Raw genomic sequence first — 15,350 nt, forward strand, 5'->3', positions numbered from 1 at the left:
TCTATTCCACTATAAGTTTTGACACCTGCCATGCCGAACGCATGTAATAGACCTGACTTTGAAGCTGCGGGTCACTGTCATAAGGGTAAACAACAAACAGCGGTCCCTTGTCTCGCACCGGCATATAATTGCCGTCCCGTTTGAAAGCGAGCAAAACATCGAACCGTTTGAAATCTTCGATAGGTATTGTCGTCACATAATCGTTTAGTGCGATGGCGGTCACTTTTTTGCCCTTGGCACCAACATAGGCCATCAGCTTACCAAGCAGCACCCCCTGGAAAACCGTCCGCCCCTCGTACCAGGGATTGGCAGTTTCGATAGTCTTCACCCCGACAGCCTCCAACATGGGAAGATCAAAAGCTGCACCATCGGGCATATTGGTATTCTCAATATTCCCCGAAATCAATAGGATAGGCTTGGTCTTAGGGGCATCGATCGTACCGGCAAACGCAGGGAAAACCGGAATGCAGCACAGGATGAAGAAGGCCCAGAGGCGTAAGAGTGTCATAACTAATCTCCTGACGATCGATCGGTAGAGGCTGCAACGCTTTGTCGTTTGAGCGCTAATATCGCTTCATCACGACCGTGAGCGCCCGGCGCGGGCTGTCAATGCAACTTTCAAGATATCTCATACAAACAAATGCCGATCCAATAAAGCATCCGAAGGTGTTTAACGGCTCCCGGCCGCAACGCTGCGTATGCCACGGCTTAAAAAAGCGTCCTACAAAGCCGCTCCTCACAAAAATCGATGCATTTCGTCAAAAAAAGATAAAAAACAACAAGACCGGCGGCTACGGATAGTGCCAAGGGAAAATACGGACTTTCTAGCGCCACGGCAATCAGGCACCCGTCTGGCACCTGCAGGAATTCCGTAGCATTGGAGTGGAAAATGCGCGAGGCTTTGGACGGACATCGGCGGATCGGTTCCTGCTTCGGGCTATCCCACCCTCCCTTCCTTGCGGTTCGGCCAATTGGGGACGCAGCCTTTTCAGCAACCCATCTTCACCGACCGACCTCGAGGTCGGCACGCAAGACCGTTCGCCTTCCCCCTCAGAACGCCTATTTCCTAATGCTCTATCTGCGCGATGCCGACCACTGCGACCTTGCGGCGGACGGCGCATCCGGGCCGGTCAATCACTATCGCGAGGGAACGATCTGCCTCGTCGATCTCGCCGAAGGCGCATCAATCCAGCTGCATTCGGAGCTTTCCGCTATAGCGTTTCTTTTGCCTTACGGACTCATCGATGAGATTTCAACGTTTTCACAATTTTCAGGCGCAAAGCGGCTCCGCTGTCGACGCGGCGAGCAAGATGATACGGTCAGCAGCATCGGACTAGCCATATTGCCGCTTTTCGAGCAGGAAAAGGCACGGCGCAGGCCTGTTTTGCAACATATAGCCATCGCGCTGTGCGCGCATGTCCTGCATCACTACGGCGAGCAGGCAACAGGCACACGCTCCACCAGCGCCCTGACCGTCTGGCAAGAGAAGGCCGCGAAAGACTTCATGGCAAATCATTTTGCGGAACGCATCGACACTGCCGCAATCGCCCATGCTTTGGGCTTGCCAACAGAGGTCGTGGAGAAGGAATTTTTGGCGGCGACCGGCAAGACCTGTGAGGCATGGCTGACGCAGTTTCGACTGACACAGGCACGCCGTCACTTTTTCCAGTATGGTCTCGAGCCGGAAGAGATCGCGTCGCGATGCGGGTTTCGAGATGCCGCGCATTTGAAGGAAGAGTTTATTCGCTCCGTGGGATCGAATCCTGCGGAAAGCAGCAATCTCTGGATGCACTGATTGACCAAGGACCGAGTTTTCCTTAGCGTGGCCGAACCGCATACCGGCGAGAGATACGTTGGCCCGAAACCGCAGTGTGACACGTCATCGTCGGCTCCGTGCCATTTTCCAGCAAGCAGATTGGCCGAAAGAACGGATCGATGGATGTAGCGCCGGTATTGGTTGGACAGACAGAACAATCCTATGATGCTGCGGGGATCGTCGTATCGCGTCGTCGCGGCGCCCGGCACGAGAGCGATGGCTCGCAGACATTCGCTCGTGAAGATGCCTTCGATGTCACCGTTCAATTGTGCGACACGCAGGCGCATCGGCTTTGGCGCGGCGAAGAACTGATCGCACAAGGTCCGCGATCGAGGGGCAGTCTATCGATCACGGATCTGCGTATGCCTTGGCATCGCCAGTATCTATCAGCCTTCGACGAGTTTCGCCTGCATGTCTCAGACGCCCGGATGCGCCGGTTTGCGGAGGATGTCGGACGCACGCCGATCGGCACGCTCAAATGCCCGGAAGATCATCCAGATCCTGTGCTCTTGAGCCTTGCACAGGCACTCATCCCATCTCTGGAGGACCCGACGAACGCCAATCCACTGTTCGTGGAGCAGATCGGCCTTGCCGCTTTGGCCCATCTGGCACAGACCTATGGCGGCCTTTATCTGCCTGTCGATAAGAAGGGTACCCTCGCCCCCTGGCAAGAACGGCGCCTTACGGAGTTTCTGGAAACGCATTACAGTGAGGCTTTCTCGATTGCTGACCTCGCCTCGCTCTGCGACCTCTCGCGCAGTTATTTCATCAAGGCATTCAAGGAGAGCTTCGGGCGGGCACCGCATAAATGGCTGACTGAATATCGGGTAGAGCGTGTCAAGGATCTGCTTATGCAGGACCAGCCGATCGCGGATATAGCCCTTCTCTGTGGCTTTTCCGACCAAAGCCACATGACGCGGATCTTTACCGGGCTGACCGGTCATTCGCCCGGTCGCTTTCGTCGCTTGCATCGGTAGGCTCTGGAATAGGCGTGAAGACACCGTGCATTTAAATCAGGCGACTTTCATGCAAGACAGTGACATTTAGACTAGGTTAAGTGGGGCGGCTGTTACATCCGCCGATTGATGTGGGAACAGAGATGCGCAACGAACAATCGTCAGTGGCAAAGTCAGTCCCGATGGATGCGTTTGGCTGCTCGCGGAGCCAACTGTTGAGCGACGAAACGATCATCGGCGCGAACATGACCTTTCACCGCAAGCTGGGCGCCGTAGCGCCAGCCGAGCCGGTCAGAACGCCAGCCACCAATCGCGGATTTCTCCTCGGTCTTTCCAGTTCGGACGGTCATCGCCGGCGGATTTTTTCTGAATATACGTCCGAGACCTTCGACTTCGGTGCAAACTCCGTCTATCTGCGCCGTTTCTCCGACGACTACCGTGCCGAACTCAGTGGCTCCTTCAATTTCACGCTGGTTGAGATCGATAATGCCGCCCTGGAGCGGATTGCCGATGCCTCCGACTTTCAGCAGGTCAGTGACCTGAAATGCGTGGCCGGTCATGGAGACCCCGTCCTCGGGGGGCTGCTTGGCGCTCTGTTTGCGCGTGTAGGCGCAATCGGTGAGCGTAGCGCGCTATTTGTCGACCAGATCTCGACGGCAATAGGCATTCATCTCGTTCAAACCTATGGCAATGGCAGAAACGCATCCAGCGACAGAAGACGCAATCTTTCCAGCCGGGACCAGACAAGGGTGCGCGATCAGATCCGCGACCGCCTGAGCGGCGAAATCTCTGTCGAAGGGCTGGCACGCGACTGCAACTTGTCCCAGGCCGTTTTTCTGCGCGCCCTGAAAGACAGCACCGGCAAGACACCTCAACAATTGTTAACCCAGGAACGGCTGGATAAGGCTCAGGACATGATGCTGCACTCGGACATGCTTCTAAAAGAGGTGGCCACCGCATGCGGATTTGCCGATCAAAGCCATTTTACCAGGGTTTTCTCACGGTCCGTCGGCGCGACCCCGGCTGCATGGCGGCGCATCCGCAAGATCTGATCAGCGTCAAAGTGCCGGCTGATACCAAAAGATTTGTCAACGCCATGGCCCATCTCCGGGCGCGCATCGTGCACAAAGCTTGCAGCGTTGTTGCAGCACACCAAAAAAGATAAATTTAAAAGACGGCGCGGAACTTTCGCTATGAACGCCGGTTTGGGATTGATGCGACGAAATGGGAGAAGCGTCATGCAACCGAAAACCGGTTCATCCAGCAAGACCAATGGACATGAAGGTCGAGAGGTAGAGAAGGATGCAAAGGGTCAGTTCGCCAAGACGCAGAGCGGCGGAGACAATGACGGTGTTGTCAGCGCCAAACCGCAGGTGATTACCGGTTCACAGGACGCAACGATCCACAATATTCCGCCGCAACACAAGCCGACCAAACCGTAACCGAGATGCTGCTTCAATGAATGTCACCGGCGCTTGGAGCATCGCCATGGATTTTTTGACATTTAATCGGGATCGCGCTTTCGGCCAGCCGAAAAGACCTTGTCGGCCTTTCCGCTCCTTATTGCGGAAGCGGGCCGACCCCAAGCTCCGTGCCGAGGATTCTTCCGTTGGTTGATATTATTGATTTGAACCATTTCGAGCACGTGTCATCGGGTGATTTATCTCGGCCCCGGCCGATTTCGCCGGGCCACGCGAAAACCAGGCGCTCGTCTCCGCCCACGCTTCGGCAGCCCCAAGACGACAAGAGAGGCGCCGTGCCGGCAGCAAATAACAACAATACCTCGGTTGAAATCGTTTCCCTCATTCCGGCACTGCGCGCGTTTGCCCATAGTTTTTGCAAAACGCCTGAGGATGTCGATGATCTCGTCCAGGAAACCCTGACGAGAGCGCTGGCGAATGTCGATAAATTCGATCCCGGCACCAAGCTCAAATCCTGGCTGTTTACGATCATGCGCAATACGTTTTGCACCCGTTTTCGCAAACGGCAACGAGAGGTCGTGGGCATAGAGCCTGGTTTTCTCGACACGCTCTCCGTAGGCCCCACGCAGGAGTGGACGACACGAGCGGTCGAAGTCCGCGAAGCCCTATCGCGCCTGCCGACCCATCAGCGGGAAATCATCATTCTTGTTGTCATGTTGGGTGAGAGTTACGAAACTGCGGCAGAAGTCAGCGGGTGTGCCGTAGGTACCGTCAAGAGCCGATTGAACCGGGCTCGCCAGCGTTTGTTTCAGGAGCTTGGCGAAGAAACCGCCCAAGAGATTCTCTAAACTCGCAAATGCCTCAACCATTTGTCTGCAAAATGCTCAAAACCGCCTGGATGACTCCGAGGCGGTTTAGCAGTTTAGATCTGTAGAAGTCTGTATTTGTTAATCAATAAATTCAAGTTTTTGCCTGCTGGTACGTTAGGCAGGCTGCATGTTTTCTTCACGTTAGCAAAGCAGCTCCGAATTGATCCGACAGCACTTTTCGGGCCCGATTGACTCGGCTCTTGACAGTGCCGACTTCACAACCGCAAGCCCGTGCGGTTTCATCATAGCTGACGCCGCTGGCAACCATGACCAGGGACCGGCGCGATGCCTCCGGGAGTTTGTTGATGGCCACGCCAAGATCGGCGTATAGGACCACCCAGTCCTGTGGAGCATCCATCACCAGCTTGTGGTTCCATTCATCGCCCATGCCGACATGCTCGCGCTTGCGCCGGTTGTAAGCCGTGTAGAAAGCATTGCGCATGATGGTGAAAAGCCAGGACTTCAGAGCTGTACCAGTTTGAAACTGGTTTGATGCGTTAAGAGCCCGCAAAATCGTTTCCTGGACAAGGTCGTCAACCTCGCCGCCTGGACCGGTCAAACGTTTTGCAAAGCGCTGGAGGGCTGGGATTTGTGCTTCAATGCCGGCGTGGACGGCGGTGGGAAGTGCGTGTCTAGTGCCCTGAGGCGGGGTAGTCGAAGTTGCCATATAACCTGTCTCCTTCTCTGACAGTCAACGGCTACAGGGCTAGGTTGTTTCGGTACGTTACCGCACCATTTCCCAAGGCATTACAACAGAGCATCAATGCGTGTCATTTCGATACAAAAAAGGCCACCAGAGGGTGGCCTTTGATGTGAAAAGATCGGCCGGCAGCTTACGCTGCCTTACGCGAGCTTTTCTTATTTGCGGAGCTTTCACCCAGCGCCGTCAGCTTCTCGTCGGTCGCAACTTCTTCCTTAAGCGTCGCGTCGAAGAGAGCAACGGCTTCCTTCATGCCGAGCTCCTGAGCCCAAGCCTTCAGGGTGCCGTAACGGGCGATCTCGTAGTGCTCGACCGCCTGGGCGGAGGAGATAAGACCGGCGTCGAGTGCTGGCGAACCCTTGAACTCTTCAATGATTTCCTCGCCTTCGGCGAGAATGCCCTGAATAGCTTCGCAGGTCTTGCCGCGTGCCGGCTTGCCGATCAGCTCAAACACCTGCTCAAGGCGCTCGATCTGACCCTGGGTTTCTTCACGATGCTGCAGGAATGCGGCCTTGCCTTCTTCAGACTGGGCGGCGCGGGCCATTTTCGGCAGGGCCTTCAGGATCTGCTTTTCAGCAAAATAGATGTCCTTGAGCGTGTCGAGGAACAGATCATTCAAAGTTTTCTCAGCCATTTTTTCCTCCGGGAATGGCGCAATTCCACACCGCTTCAATCCGCGTGGTCTGGCGTGGGCAATTGCGTGAAAAAGGTTGGAAGCGATCTGTGCTTCCGTTCGAACCACACTCTCCAAACAGGGAGTGCCCCTGAAAGTTCCTGTCGAATTTCGGCTAATCCGTCAGGCGATGGCAGGTGGCGGTTCGACGGCGTAATGACGCGCGCCGCGCCGGCAGAGATAGACTTCGCGTTCGGGATTTTCCTCGATGATGAAGCCCGCGCTGCGCAGCATAGCCTCCATCGCGGCTTTATTCGGGATCCACCAGTTGGTGGGATCGCTAGCGTAGCGCTCCTCTACAAAGAAGAGTTTTGGGTATTCCATTTGGTCAAATATTGCCCATTCGGAAAAATCGTAGTTTTCGGCAAGATCCGGCTTTCGCTCGTCTCCGCGCTGCAGGCACTGGAACAACATCTGCCCGCCAACGACGTGCTCATGCAGCAGATCGAGCGCCAGCAGCGGATGGCGCAAATGATAGAGCACGCCCATGAAGATCACGAGGTCGAAGCGCTGCCGCAGCTTGCCGACTTCGTAGACGGACATTTGGCGGAACTCGATATCAAGACCCGCTTGTGCGGCGGCGAAACGCGCCTGCTGAAGATAATGGGGATCGGAGTCGATGCCGAGCACATAGTCCGCGCCACGTCGCTTCATTTCCTGGGAATAGAAGCCCGCGTTACAGCCGATGTCGAGAACGCTTTGACCGCTGAGATCCTCGGGCACGACGTGCCGAAATCCTTGCCATTTGAAGGCCGGATAATCGCCCAGGAAATGATCGGGAGCCGTTTTTATGCCGCCGATCTCGATATTCTGAAACCAGGGGCCAAGCTCTTCGATCTTGCTGCGGAGATCCTTTTTCATTCTATCATTCATACCTATTCCTTATGCTTCGTTCAGCACGTGCATCGGCTGCTGCTTCAGGCGCGCCGCAAGATAGCTTCATCCTGAAGCGCCTCGACAAGCTCGCGGGCTCGGGCAAGGCCGGTATGGGCGCCTAGCACCCGCTGGCGGGCAGAAGCCGCCACAGCCAGTCGCTCGGTCTCCCCGGTCTCCGTCAGTACCCGCACCACATCCTGCGCCGCACGTGCCAGAAAGATCGCCTCGCCGTCGGGCAGCAGGTCATCAAGCCCGCGCCAGACATCGCTGATGATAGGCACGTCGCAGGCGGCGGCCTCAAACAACCGCACGCTTGGCGACCAGCCGGCCGCGATCATGTCGGCGCGTGTCACGTTCAGGGTGAAGCGCTGTCGGCTGTAAAAGCTTGCGTGTTCATCCGGCGGCAGATGATCGATACGCTCGACATTGGCGGGCCAGTCGATGGTTTCAGGATATTGAGGCCCAGCGACGACAAACCGCATGTGCGGCAGACGGCGCGCCGGCTCGATCAGCAGGGTTTCAAGCACCGGCTGCCGATCGGGACTATAGGTGCCGAGATAACCGAGATCCCAGGTGAGCGCCTCCCCGGTCGGGCCGTAACGATCGGCATCAACGGAACAATAGAGCGCAACCGCACGAGACGCACCGTACTCCCGCTCCAGCCGATCGAGCACTTCACCGCCGGAAAAGGAAAAATAGGCGTCGAATAGCGGGATCTGCCGACGCGCCAGAAACTCCTCATCGCCAGCATCGAGCTTTGCGAGCGTCACGGGTGTGTCGATATCGTAAAAGCACAGGCGCTTTGGGCCAAGCGCCGACAGCCGATCGATCAGCTCGATGCCGTCAGGCACGTAGGAGCCGACAATCACCGCATCTGCCTTGAGGATTTCGGCACCATAGCGATCCAGCACCGTCTCCTGATCCGTATAATAGGCAAGGCGGCAGAAGTCCGGATCGGGCAAATCGCGATGCCCTGCATACCAGGGCACGTCCCGCTCAAGGAACAAAACCTGGTGCCCGTCGGCATTCAATCCGCGAATAAGCGCGCGGAAAGTCGTGGCATGGCCATTTCCCCAGGATGAAGACAGAGAGAGGCCGAAGATAACGACGGTCTTGGATTCGCTCATTCGGCAGCCTCGCTGTTTGCCATAATCGAGCCGGCCGTGCTGGCGCCGGCACTGCCACCGCTCATCCGGCGGAACAGACTGTCGACCGCGCCGGCCCGGTGGCCATAGGTATGCTCCATCAGAACCCGGATCAGCGCCCGCTGCCCGATCTGCCGTGCAGCACCGATCGTGAGGCCGGCCAGAAGATCGGCAACATCGCGGCCATCACGAGCAACGAGAACCTCCTCACCCGGCTTCAGGAAAAGCTCGATACCCTCCCAGGCATCGGTGATAAGGCATCCGCCAGCACCTGCGGCTTCGAACACGCGCGTTGCCGGCGAAAAGCCGTTTTCCGCCATGCTGGCGCGGGAAATATTGAGCACGGCTTTCGGCGAGACATTGAACGCATTGTGATCGCGGGTGGAGACATGGCCGAGATACGTGATGTTCTCCGACATGGGCTTGTCCTGCCATCCCGAACCGCCAAGCAGGAAGGCCTGGTCGGGCAGGCGCGCAGCGGGCTCCAGGAAGAATTCCTCAACCCGGGCTTCCCGGTCAGGCAAGCGGTTGCCAAGGAAGGCCAGATCAGCGGAAAACCTTTGATCGGCCGGAACCGGATAGTGGGTCTCCGGATCGAGCGCATTATAGACTGGAATGCAATCTCGGGCGCCAAGCGCACGGTAAGCTTCAACGACAGGATCACCACCGCCATAGGTCAGGACCATGTCGAGATCCGGCAGCGCCTTGCGCAGCGGATGGTCGGGGGCAGCTTTCAGTTCCGCAAGGGTTGCAGGCGCGTCGACATCCCAGAAGATCGTCAGGGCGCCCGGTCTTGCCGCAGCCATTACTTCGGCCAAAAGAAGGTCGTCTTCGAAGCCAACGCCTGACGCCTTGATGACGATATCGGCTAGTGCCGCCTCAGCCGCAACAGCCTTCAAGGCGTCGACCGTTCCCTCGTATACCACGACCTTGCACCAAGGAGGCGGATCCATGTCACGGTTTTTCTGCCTATCGTAGACGTCGGGCTCGAAGAAGGTGATGTCGTAGCCGCGACGGGCAAGCGCGCGCAAAATGCCGCGGTAATAAGTGGCGGCACCATTCCAATAGGCGGAAACCAGGCTCGAGCCATAAAAGGCGATTTTCATTCGGCAGCCTCCAAATTGATCAATTGCTGTTTGACGCGGTCGGTGCCGCAACTGGCAAGAATGGTGAAAAGCTCGCTGACGCGGTGGCGGCAGGTATGGCGGGCGGCAATTTTTTCCTGGCCTGAGCGGATGAGATCGCGGCGGAGATCGGCATCGTCGAGCACGATCTGCAACTGCCGTTGCATTTCGCCGCCATCGCGGGCGATCAAGTAATCCGTGCCCGGTCGGAACAGATGTTCAGCATCATCCCAAGGAGCCGAGATCAGCGGAATGCCCGAAGACAGCGCCTCGAAAACCCTGATCGTCGGAATGCCCGGCAAGGTTTCCACGTAAGGCCGGCGCGGGATATGGACGGTGACGCGGTGGCGGGCAAAGGCAAGCGGCGCTTTTGCATTGGCAATCCAGCCGCCATAGGCAATACCGGCATCGTCAAGCGCTGCCAGCGCAGTATCGGGATAACGCACGCCGCGCACCGTTGCAGATAGTCCGAGCGCCTTGACCGGCCGGACGAGGAATTCCAGGATTTCGGCCGAGCGCTCGTCATCACCCCAATTGCCGATCCAGATCAGGTCACCGGTCTTCTCGACCTCTGGCATCGGGTGAAACAGCGCATCGTCAGCAGCCTCATGCCAGGTGAAGACCGATTTCCCCCAGCCCGCTTTCAAGTAACGCTGCCGCAGCGTTTCGCCGAAGGCCAGCACGCCGTCGTAATCAGCAAGGGTCATGGCGGCGATATCGGCAGAGGCCGAGACGGCGCGGTGATGGGTATCGTGGAACAGAAGCGTGAAACGCCCGCCGTTGCGCCTGATGCGGCCGAGCCTGGCAATCAGCTCCGGGTCCGTCCATTCATGCACGACAACCACATCGGCATCGGCGACCGCAGCCTCATGGTCGAAATCGGGATCGTAGATCCGGCTGACGAGGCCGGGAAAGCTGTCATGGAAATCGGCAAGCGCCGCATCACCTTGCTCGGCAACCAGATTGTCCCGGCTCCAGCTCACTTGCGGCTCCAGCGCAAGCGCCCGATGTCCGCGACGGATCAAATCGCGCATCACGCCCCGCAGGAAATGCGCATTGCCATGGTTCCAGTCGGAAATCAGGGAATGGGTATAGAATAGAAATCGCATGATCACTCCGCTGCGGTCATCGTATCGGAAGGAGTCGCTGCCCTCTGGAGCAGGCTCTGATAGAGCTCGGCCATAGCCTTCGCCTGGATCTGTGGGGTGAAATCCAGCGCTCGGCGCAGCGCTTCGGCAGAGAGCTTTGCCCGAAGCGCATCATCGTCAGCAAACCGATTTGCCGCATCGGCAAAAGCCTCGGCATCATGAGGATCGACGAACAATGCCGCTTCGTGCCAGAGCTCGCGATAGGTTGGGATATCGGCAAGCACCAGCGCGCTACGCGAGCGTGCCGCCTCAAGCACCGAAAGGCCGAAGGGTTCGTAAAGCGAAGGGGAAAGCACCACCTCCGCCCGCGCCATCAGCGCCGCCGTCTCCGCATGGTTGAGCTCGCCGCGATGGACGGCATGGACGATCGGCAGAAACTGGCCGTTCGGCCCCCTGTTGGCGCCGGCCATGACCAGCGGCAAACGCATATGCGGCGCCGCTGCATCGAGAACCGCGCCGTTCTTACCTTCATCCCACCAACGCCCGGCTGCAAAGGCGAGCCGGTTCTTTGGTTGCTTTTGCACCGTCAGCCGCGTCGCATTGGCCACGACATGGAGATCTGCGATCTCGCCATAGACCTGCTTGATCATGGAGGCGTGGCTTCGGCTTGGCGTGACCACAACATCAGCCCGATCGAACCCTTTTCGATTGATCGCGTGCTGCCATTCCCAGCCAGCCGGCAGCCGCTCGCCGCGCACCCCCGCAAACCAGGTGGCGACACAGGAATGGGAAACGGCGAGCACCGGCAGAGCCGGATCGATGCCCACTGCCTGCGAAGGTGCGTTGAGATGCAAGAGATCTGCACCATGCTTGGCAGCAAGATCCTGCAGCAGCGCCGGCAGCGAAGACAGCGCCGCCTCGTCTTCGACCATCCACTCCAAGGGAGCGTCAAGCCAAATGAGTTCGCCGATCTCTTCCGCTTCCTGCACCTGATGTGTGGCTGGGCGCGGTCCGAGGCCGACGAAGACTGTTTCTATGCCAAGGCTCTTCAGCTCGCCTGCGAGATCAATGGCATAGCGCCAAACCCCACCGACGGCATCAAGCGTCATCAGCAGCCGCAGATCGCCTGCCGTGTTGTCGGGCGAGCTCATGCCTGGACCTGGCGGGGCGAGAGGATATGGCGAGGCGTAGATCTTGGTAACGCTTCGCCATCGAAACGGTTCTCGTTCAGCCACTCCGCGAGATCTTTCAAGCCGCTCTTCCAGCGCATGCCGGCACGCCAGCCGGCGGCTCGCTCCAGCTTGCCGGTGTCGGCCACGAAATACAGCTGATCGCCAGCACGCCAGTGCGACAAATCCGTCTCGAGCCGGCGCCCTGTCAGCTCTTCGATTTCGCGCAGCACGCCACGAATGCTGACCGCATTGGCAGGGCCGCCACCAAGGTTGAAGGCCTGCCCCTTGAACCGGTCGATGCCATCGAGCACAGTTCTATAGGCGGCGACCGCATCATTGACGTGCAAGATATCGCGCACTTGCTTGCCATCGCCATAGATCGAGATTGCCTCGCCAGCGAGCGCGCGGATCAGGAAATGCGCCACCCAGCCTTGATCTTCCGTCCCAAATTGCCGCGGACCATAGATGCAGCTCATCCGCAGAACGGCGGTGGGAATGCCGAAGGATTTGGCGTAATCGAGCACATATTGATCCGCCACACCCTTGGAACAGCCGTAAGGGGTGCAGAAATCAAGCGGTCGGCTTTCGTCGATGCCGTTTTCACGGATCTTTTCGTCTGATGGGACGTAGCGATCATCGAATTCCTGCATTGCGACATCTTCAAGCGCGCCATAGACTTTATTGGTGCTGGCGAAAATCACAGGCGCACCTTTACCGCCTCTTCCGTTTGCCGCCTTGCGCACGGCCTCCAGCACATTGATCGTGCCCCGGCCATTGGTCTCGAAATCGTCAAGCGGATGCACCAGGCTAGTCGTGACTGCCGTCTGCGCTGCGAAATGGAAGACAGCACTGGCATCGGCAAAGACAGGCTCAATGCCTCTCGCATCCCGCACATCCGCCAAAACGGGGTGCAGGCGGTCGCCATGGCGCTCGCTCAGCCAGGCGAGATTGCGGTCGACGCCAGGGCGCGACAGATTGTCGACGACGATAACATCATGACCATCGCTGAGCAGGCTATCGGCAAGATTGCTGCCAATGAAGCCGCTGCCGCCGGTGACCACCACGGGTGAAGCACCCTTTGCGATATGTGGAGTCGTCAGTCCCAGCACCTGCTCCAGTCGGGCCACGCCCCCTTCGCTCAGCAGGCGCGCGAGGAGCTTCGGCTGATTGTCATGGCTGACGGCGCCCATGTGGTAATGGCGCGGATCGAACCAGAGCCCCTCTTGCACCGGCACATCCGGTGGCACATCGCGCCAGGAATACCAGTAGAGACGATCTGCCGGGACAGAGATTGCATTCAGGAAACGCCGTGCCTGCTCCACTTCGTCGTTACGCCAAGTGGAATAGCCGGTCTCAGTAATCCAGATCTCGCTTTGGGGGTTATGGCGGTCGAGGATCCGGCGCATCTCGCCGAGATGCATGTCCCATCCGCCCCAGGTACCCTCCTCGCTATCCCAGGTGCCGGGAAAGCCGTGAAAGCCGACGGCATCAACAACGCCGAGCACGCCGCGCTCCCCCATCAGATCGAGCCAGAGCGGATCAAACGGTGACGGACCTCCCAACACCGGCTTCTTCCCGCGTTGCTTGGCCCAATAGGCGGCACCGCCGACCATTTCGCTGAACATCAGGAAATCGCCGTCGTCACGCCAGTCCCAATCCAGGAGATTGTTGGGCTCGTTCCAAAGCTCGATGTGGTTGAAATGACGCCCATAGCGCGTAATCACGTGATCGACGAAGTCGGCATAGGACTTTAGATCAACGGGAGCGCCGGACGACCGACCGGTGCGCGACATCGATGGCGGCGTGTAGTGGATACAGGGCAGAAGGTCGATCACCCCACCCAGTTTCGGGATCAGCCAGTCGAACCAGGCTTCGCCACCGGGCGCCAGATATTCCGCCCAGGACAAATGCGTGCGCAGATAGGACGCGCCGCTGGCGAGAATATCCGGCAAGATCGTCTCGGTCCGTTCATATTCACCAGGGCGGAACCATTCAACGAAGCCATAGGATGGATGACCGACCGTGTTTGCGGAAGCGCGCTTGGCCCCTGCCCCTTGTTGTGCTCCGCCCGCCATCACGATACCAGACCCCGCTCTTCCAGTTCCCGCTTCATATCCGCCGCGCGGTCGATCGCACCTGTCGTGCGGACCCATTCGGCAAAGGGGGCGAGGGAATTTTCCAATCGGTGCTTTGGCTCGAAGCCGAGCAATTCGCGCGCTTTGGAGATATCGGCAAAGCAGTTACGGATGTCGCCGGAGCGCGCCTTTTGCATGATGTCAGGCTGGATGTGGGGCAGGTCCATGGCATCGGCGAGCATGCTTGCAATTTCCGAAATCGCATAGGCATTGCCGCTGCCAATATTGATGACATGGCCGCTCGCGTCCTGTTTCTCCAGCGCCAGGCGGAATGCGAGGGCGACGTCACGCACATGCACGAAATCGCGACGCTGCTGGCCGTCCTCGAAAATCATCGGCGGCTGGCCGTTGGCGAGCCGCGAGGCAAAATTGGCGAGCACGCCTGTGTAGGGGTTGGATAGCGCCTGCCCGGCTCCGAACACGTTGAACAGCCGCAGCGCAACGGAATCGACGCCGTAAGCATTGCCGAAGATAAGAGCCTGCCGCTCCTGGGAATATTTTGTGAGTGCATAGATGGAAGCAAGGTCAACGGGCTTTTCCTCGTCTGTCGCAACAGGTGTCAGTGCCTCACCATCAGGACCAACCGGCTCCCACTGCCCCGCCTTGACCCTGGTGCCCTTGCGCCTGACGAGACCGAGTTGCCTGCCATCGGGCGTCTGATAGCGCCCTTCGCCATAGACGCTCATGGAGGAGGCAACGACGAGCTTCTGAATCGGCCGTCCAATCATCGCTTCCAGCAAAACGGCGGTGCCGAGATCATTGCCGCCGACATAGCGGGCAATCTCGTACATGGACTGGCCAACGCCGACTTCCGCTGCGAGATGAATGACGCCATCGACACCATCAAGGGCCTTCTCGACGGCAGCTTTGTCGCGCACATCGGCGCGGATGATCTCCACATCGGCGGGGTCGGCAACATCGGCGGAACCATGCACCTGATCGATCAGCGCATCGAGCACCCTGACATCATAGCCGTTCTGGAGGAGTTCCGATGTAACATAGCGGCCAATAAAGCCGCAACCGCCGGTAACGAGAATTGTCTTCATCTGATGCCCTTACCTGTCAAAATCGTGGATGGGCGAACGCTCATCGGGACCGATGGTTTTCCAATGGTCCTGATAGTCCGCATCTTTGCCTTGAAGCTCGCAATCGATTGAAACGATTGCGATATTCAGAAACTTGGGTTCAAAGCGGGGATGGATGCGCATCCTCTGCGCCTTGGAGTGAATGGAGGCTAGCCATGCGATCCGAACAGGGCTTCACGGCAAAGGTTCCTCTTCAATGACATCATTTTTGACTATGACTTCTTCAATGACTTCATCCCTCCTGCCTCTGAGACCCGCTGTTCCATGGCGCACCGCTTTCTTCCTTGAGG

The 15,350-nt window shown here is 58.1% G+C and carries 15 protein-coding genes; 5 read left to right on the forward strand and 10 right to left on the reverse strand.

The window, feature by feature from the left end; genetic code table 11:
- Window position 1: 1 nt before the first annotated feature.
- Window positions 2–508 carry a molybdopterin-dependent oxidoreductase gene (locus BJF91_RS08730; protein ID WP_075614105.1) on the reverse strand — a complete coding sequence of 169 codons (507 nt, stop codon included), beginning with the start codon at window positions 506–508 and terminating at the stop codon, window positions 2–4.
- Between the two features lie 561 nt (window positions 509–1,069).
- On the opposite strand from BJF91_RS08730, the gene BJF91_RS08735 reads away from it, so the two are divergent.
- The 5 genes from BJF91_RS08735 (at window position 1,070) to BJF91_RS08755 (ending at window position 5,041) form a co-directional block, all read left to right on the forward strand.
- Window positions 1,070–1,795, forward strand: a complete 726-nt coding sequence (locus tag BJF91_RS08735; protein WP_162843846.1) for an AraC family transcriptional regulator — start codon at window positions 1,070–1,072, stop codon at window positions 1,793–1,795.
- 140 nt (window positions 1,796–1,935) lie between these two features.
- The gene (locus tag BJF91_RS08740; RefSeq protein WP_075614107.1) at window positions 1,936–2,793 is read left to right on the forward strand and encodes an AraC family transcriptional regulator; all 858 of its coding nucleotides are present in this window, start codon (window positions 1,936–1,938) and stop codon (window positions 2,791–2,793) included.
- Between the two features lie 122 nt (window positions 2,794–2,915).
- Complete coding sequence (locus BJF91_RS25550; RefSeq protein WP_075614108.1) at window positions 2,916–3,824, forward strand: helix-turn-helix domain-containing protein; 909 nt, start codon at window positions 2,916–2,918, stop codon at window positions 3,822–3,824.
- 186 nt (window positions 3,825–4,010) lie between these two features.
- Window positions 4,011–4,214 (forward strand): hypothetical protein, encoded by a 204-nt coding sequence (locus BJF91_RS08750; RefSeq protein ID WP_075614109.1) that lies wholly within the window; start codon window positions 4,011–4,013, stop codon window positions 4,212–4,214.
- A gap of 314 nt (window positions 4,215–4,528) precedes the next feature.
- Entirely contained in the window at window positions 4,529–5,041 is a 513-nt protein-coding gene (locus tag BJF91_RS08755) for a sigma-70 family RNA polymerase sigma factor (RefSeq protein ID WP_075614110.1), read from the forward strand.
- A gap of 157 nt (window positions 5,042–5,198) precedes the next feature.
- Here BJF91_RS08755 and BJF91_RS08760 read toward each other — a convergent pair whose 3' ends face one another.
- The 9 genes from BJF91_RS08760 to BJF91_RS08800 all read right to left on the reverse strand — a co-directional run bounded on the left by BJF91_RS08760 (window position 5,199) and on the right by BJF91_RS08800 (window position 15,021).
- Window positions 5,199–5,729 (reverse strand): sigma-70 family RNA polymerase sigma factor, encoded by a 531-nt coding sequence (locus tag BJF91_RS08760; protein WP_075614111.1) that lies wholly within the window; start codon window positions 5,727–5,729, stop codon window positions 5,199–5,201.
- 166 nt (window positions 5,730–5,895) lie between these two features.
- Window positions 5,896–6,396, reverse strand: coding sequence for a YciE/YciF ferroxidase family protein (locus tag BJF91_RS08765; RefSeq protein ID WP_075614112.1), 501 nt, complete (start codon window positions 6,394–6,396; stop codon window positions 5,896–5,898).
- Between the two features lie 162 nt (window positions 6,397–6,558).
- Window positions 6,559–7,296, reverse strand: coding sequence for a TIGR04290 family methyltransferase (locus tag BJF91_RS08770; protein WP_162843847.1), 738 nt, complete (start codon window positions 7,294–7,296; stop codon window positions 6,559–6,561).
- 56 nt (window positions 7,297–7,352) lie between these two features.
- Window positions 7,353–8,438: a CgeB family protein gene (locus BJF91_RS08775; RefSeq protein ID WP_075614114.1), complete on the reverse strand. Its 1,086-nt coding sequence runs from the start codon at window positions 8,436–8,438 to the stop codon at window positions 7,353–7,355.
- Window positions 8,435–9,562 (reverse strand): CgeB family protein, encoded by a 1,128-nt coding sequence (locus BJF91_RS08780; protein WP_075614115.1) that lies wholly within the window; start codon window positions 9,560–9,562, stop codon window positions 8,435–8,437. The genes BJF91_RS08775 and BJF91_RS08780 overlap by 4 nt, the downstream gene beginning before the upstream one ends.
- Window positions 9,559–10,689 carry a CgeB family protein gene (locus BJF91_RS08785; RefSeq protein WP_075614116.1) on the reverse strand — a complete coding sequence of 377 codons (1,131 nt, stop codon included), beginning with the start codon at window positions 10,687–10,689 and terminating at the stop codon, window positions 9,559–9,561. Before BJF91_RS08785 ends, BJF91_RS08780 begins: the two co-directional genes overlap by 4 nt.
- A gap of 2 nt (window positions 10,690–10,691) precedes the next feature.
- Window positions 10,692–11,819: a glycosyltransferase family 4 protein gene (locus tag BJF91_RS08790; RefSeq protein ID WP_075614117.1), complete on the reverse strand. Its 1,128-nt coding sequence runs from the start codon at window positions 11,817–11,819 to the stop codon at window positions 10,692–10,694.
- Window positions 11,816–13,915 carry an NAD-dependent epimerase/dehydratase family protein gene (locus tag BJF91_RS08795; RefSeq protein WP_075614118.1) on the reverse strand — a complete coding sequence of 700 codons (2,100 nt, stop codon included), beginning with the start codon at window positions 13,913–13,915 and terminating at the stop codon, window positions 11,816–11,818. Before BJF91_RS08795 ends, BJF91_RS08790 begins: the two co-directional genes overlap by 4 nt.
- Window positions 13,915–15,021 (reverse strand): NAD-dependent epimerase/dehydratase family protein, encoded by a 1,107-nt coding sequence (locus BJF91_RS08800; protein WP_075614119.1) that lies wholly within the window; start codon window positions 15,019–15,021, stop codon window positions 13,915–13,917. Before BJF91_RS08800 ends, BJF91_RS08795 begins: the two co-directional genes overlap by 1 nt.
- Between the last annotated feature and the right edge of the window lie 329 nt (window positions 15,022–15,350).

Source organism: Gillisella taibaishanensis, from assembly GCF_001938985.1.
Taxonomy (GTDB): domain Bacteria; phylum Pseudomonadota; class Alphaproteobacteria; order Rhizobiales; family Rhizobiaceae; genus Allorhizobium; species Allorhizobium taibaishanense.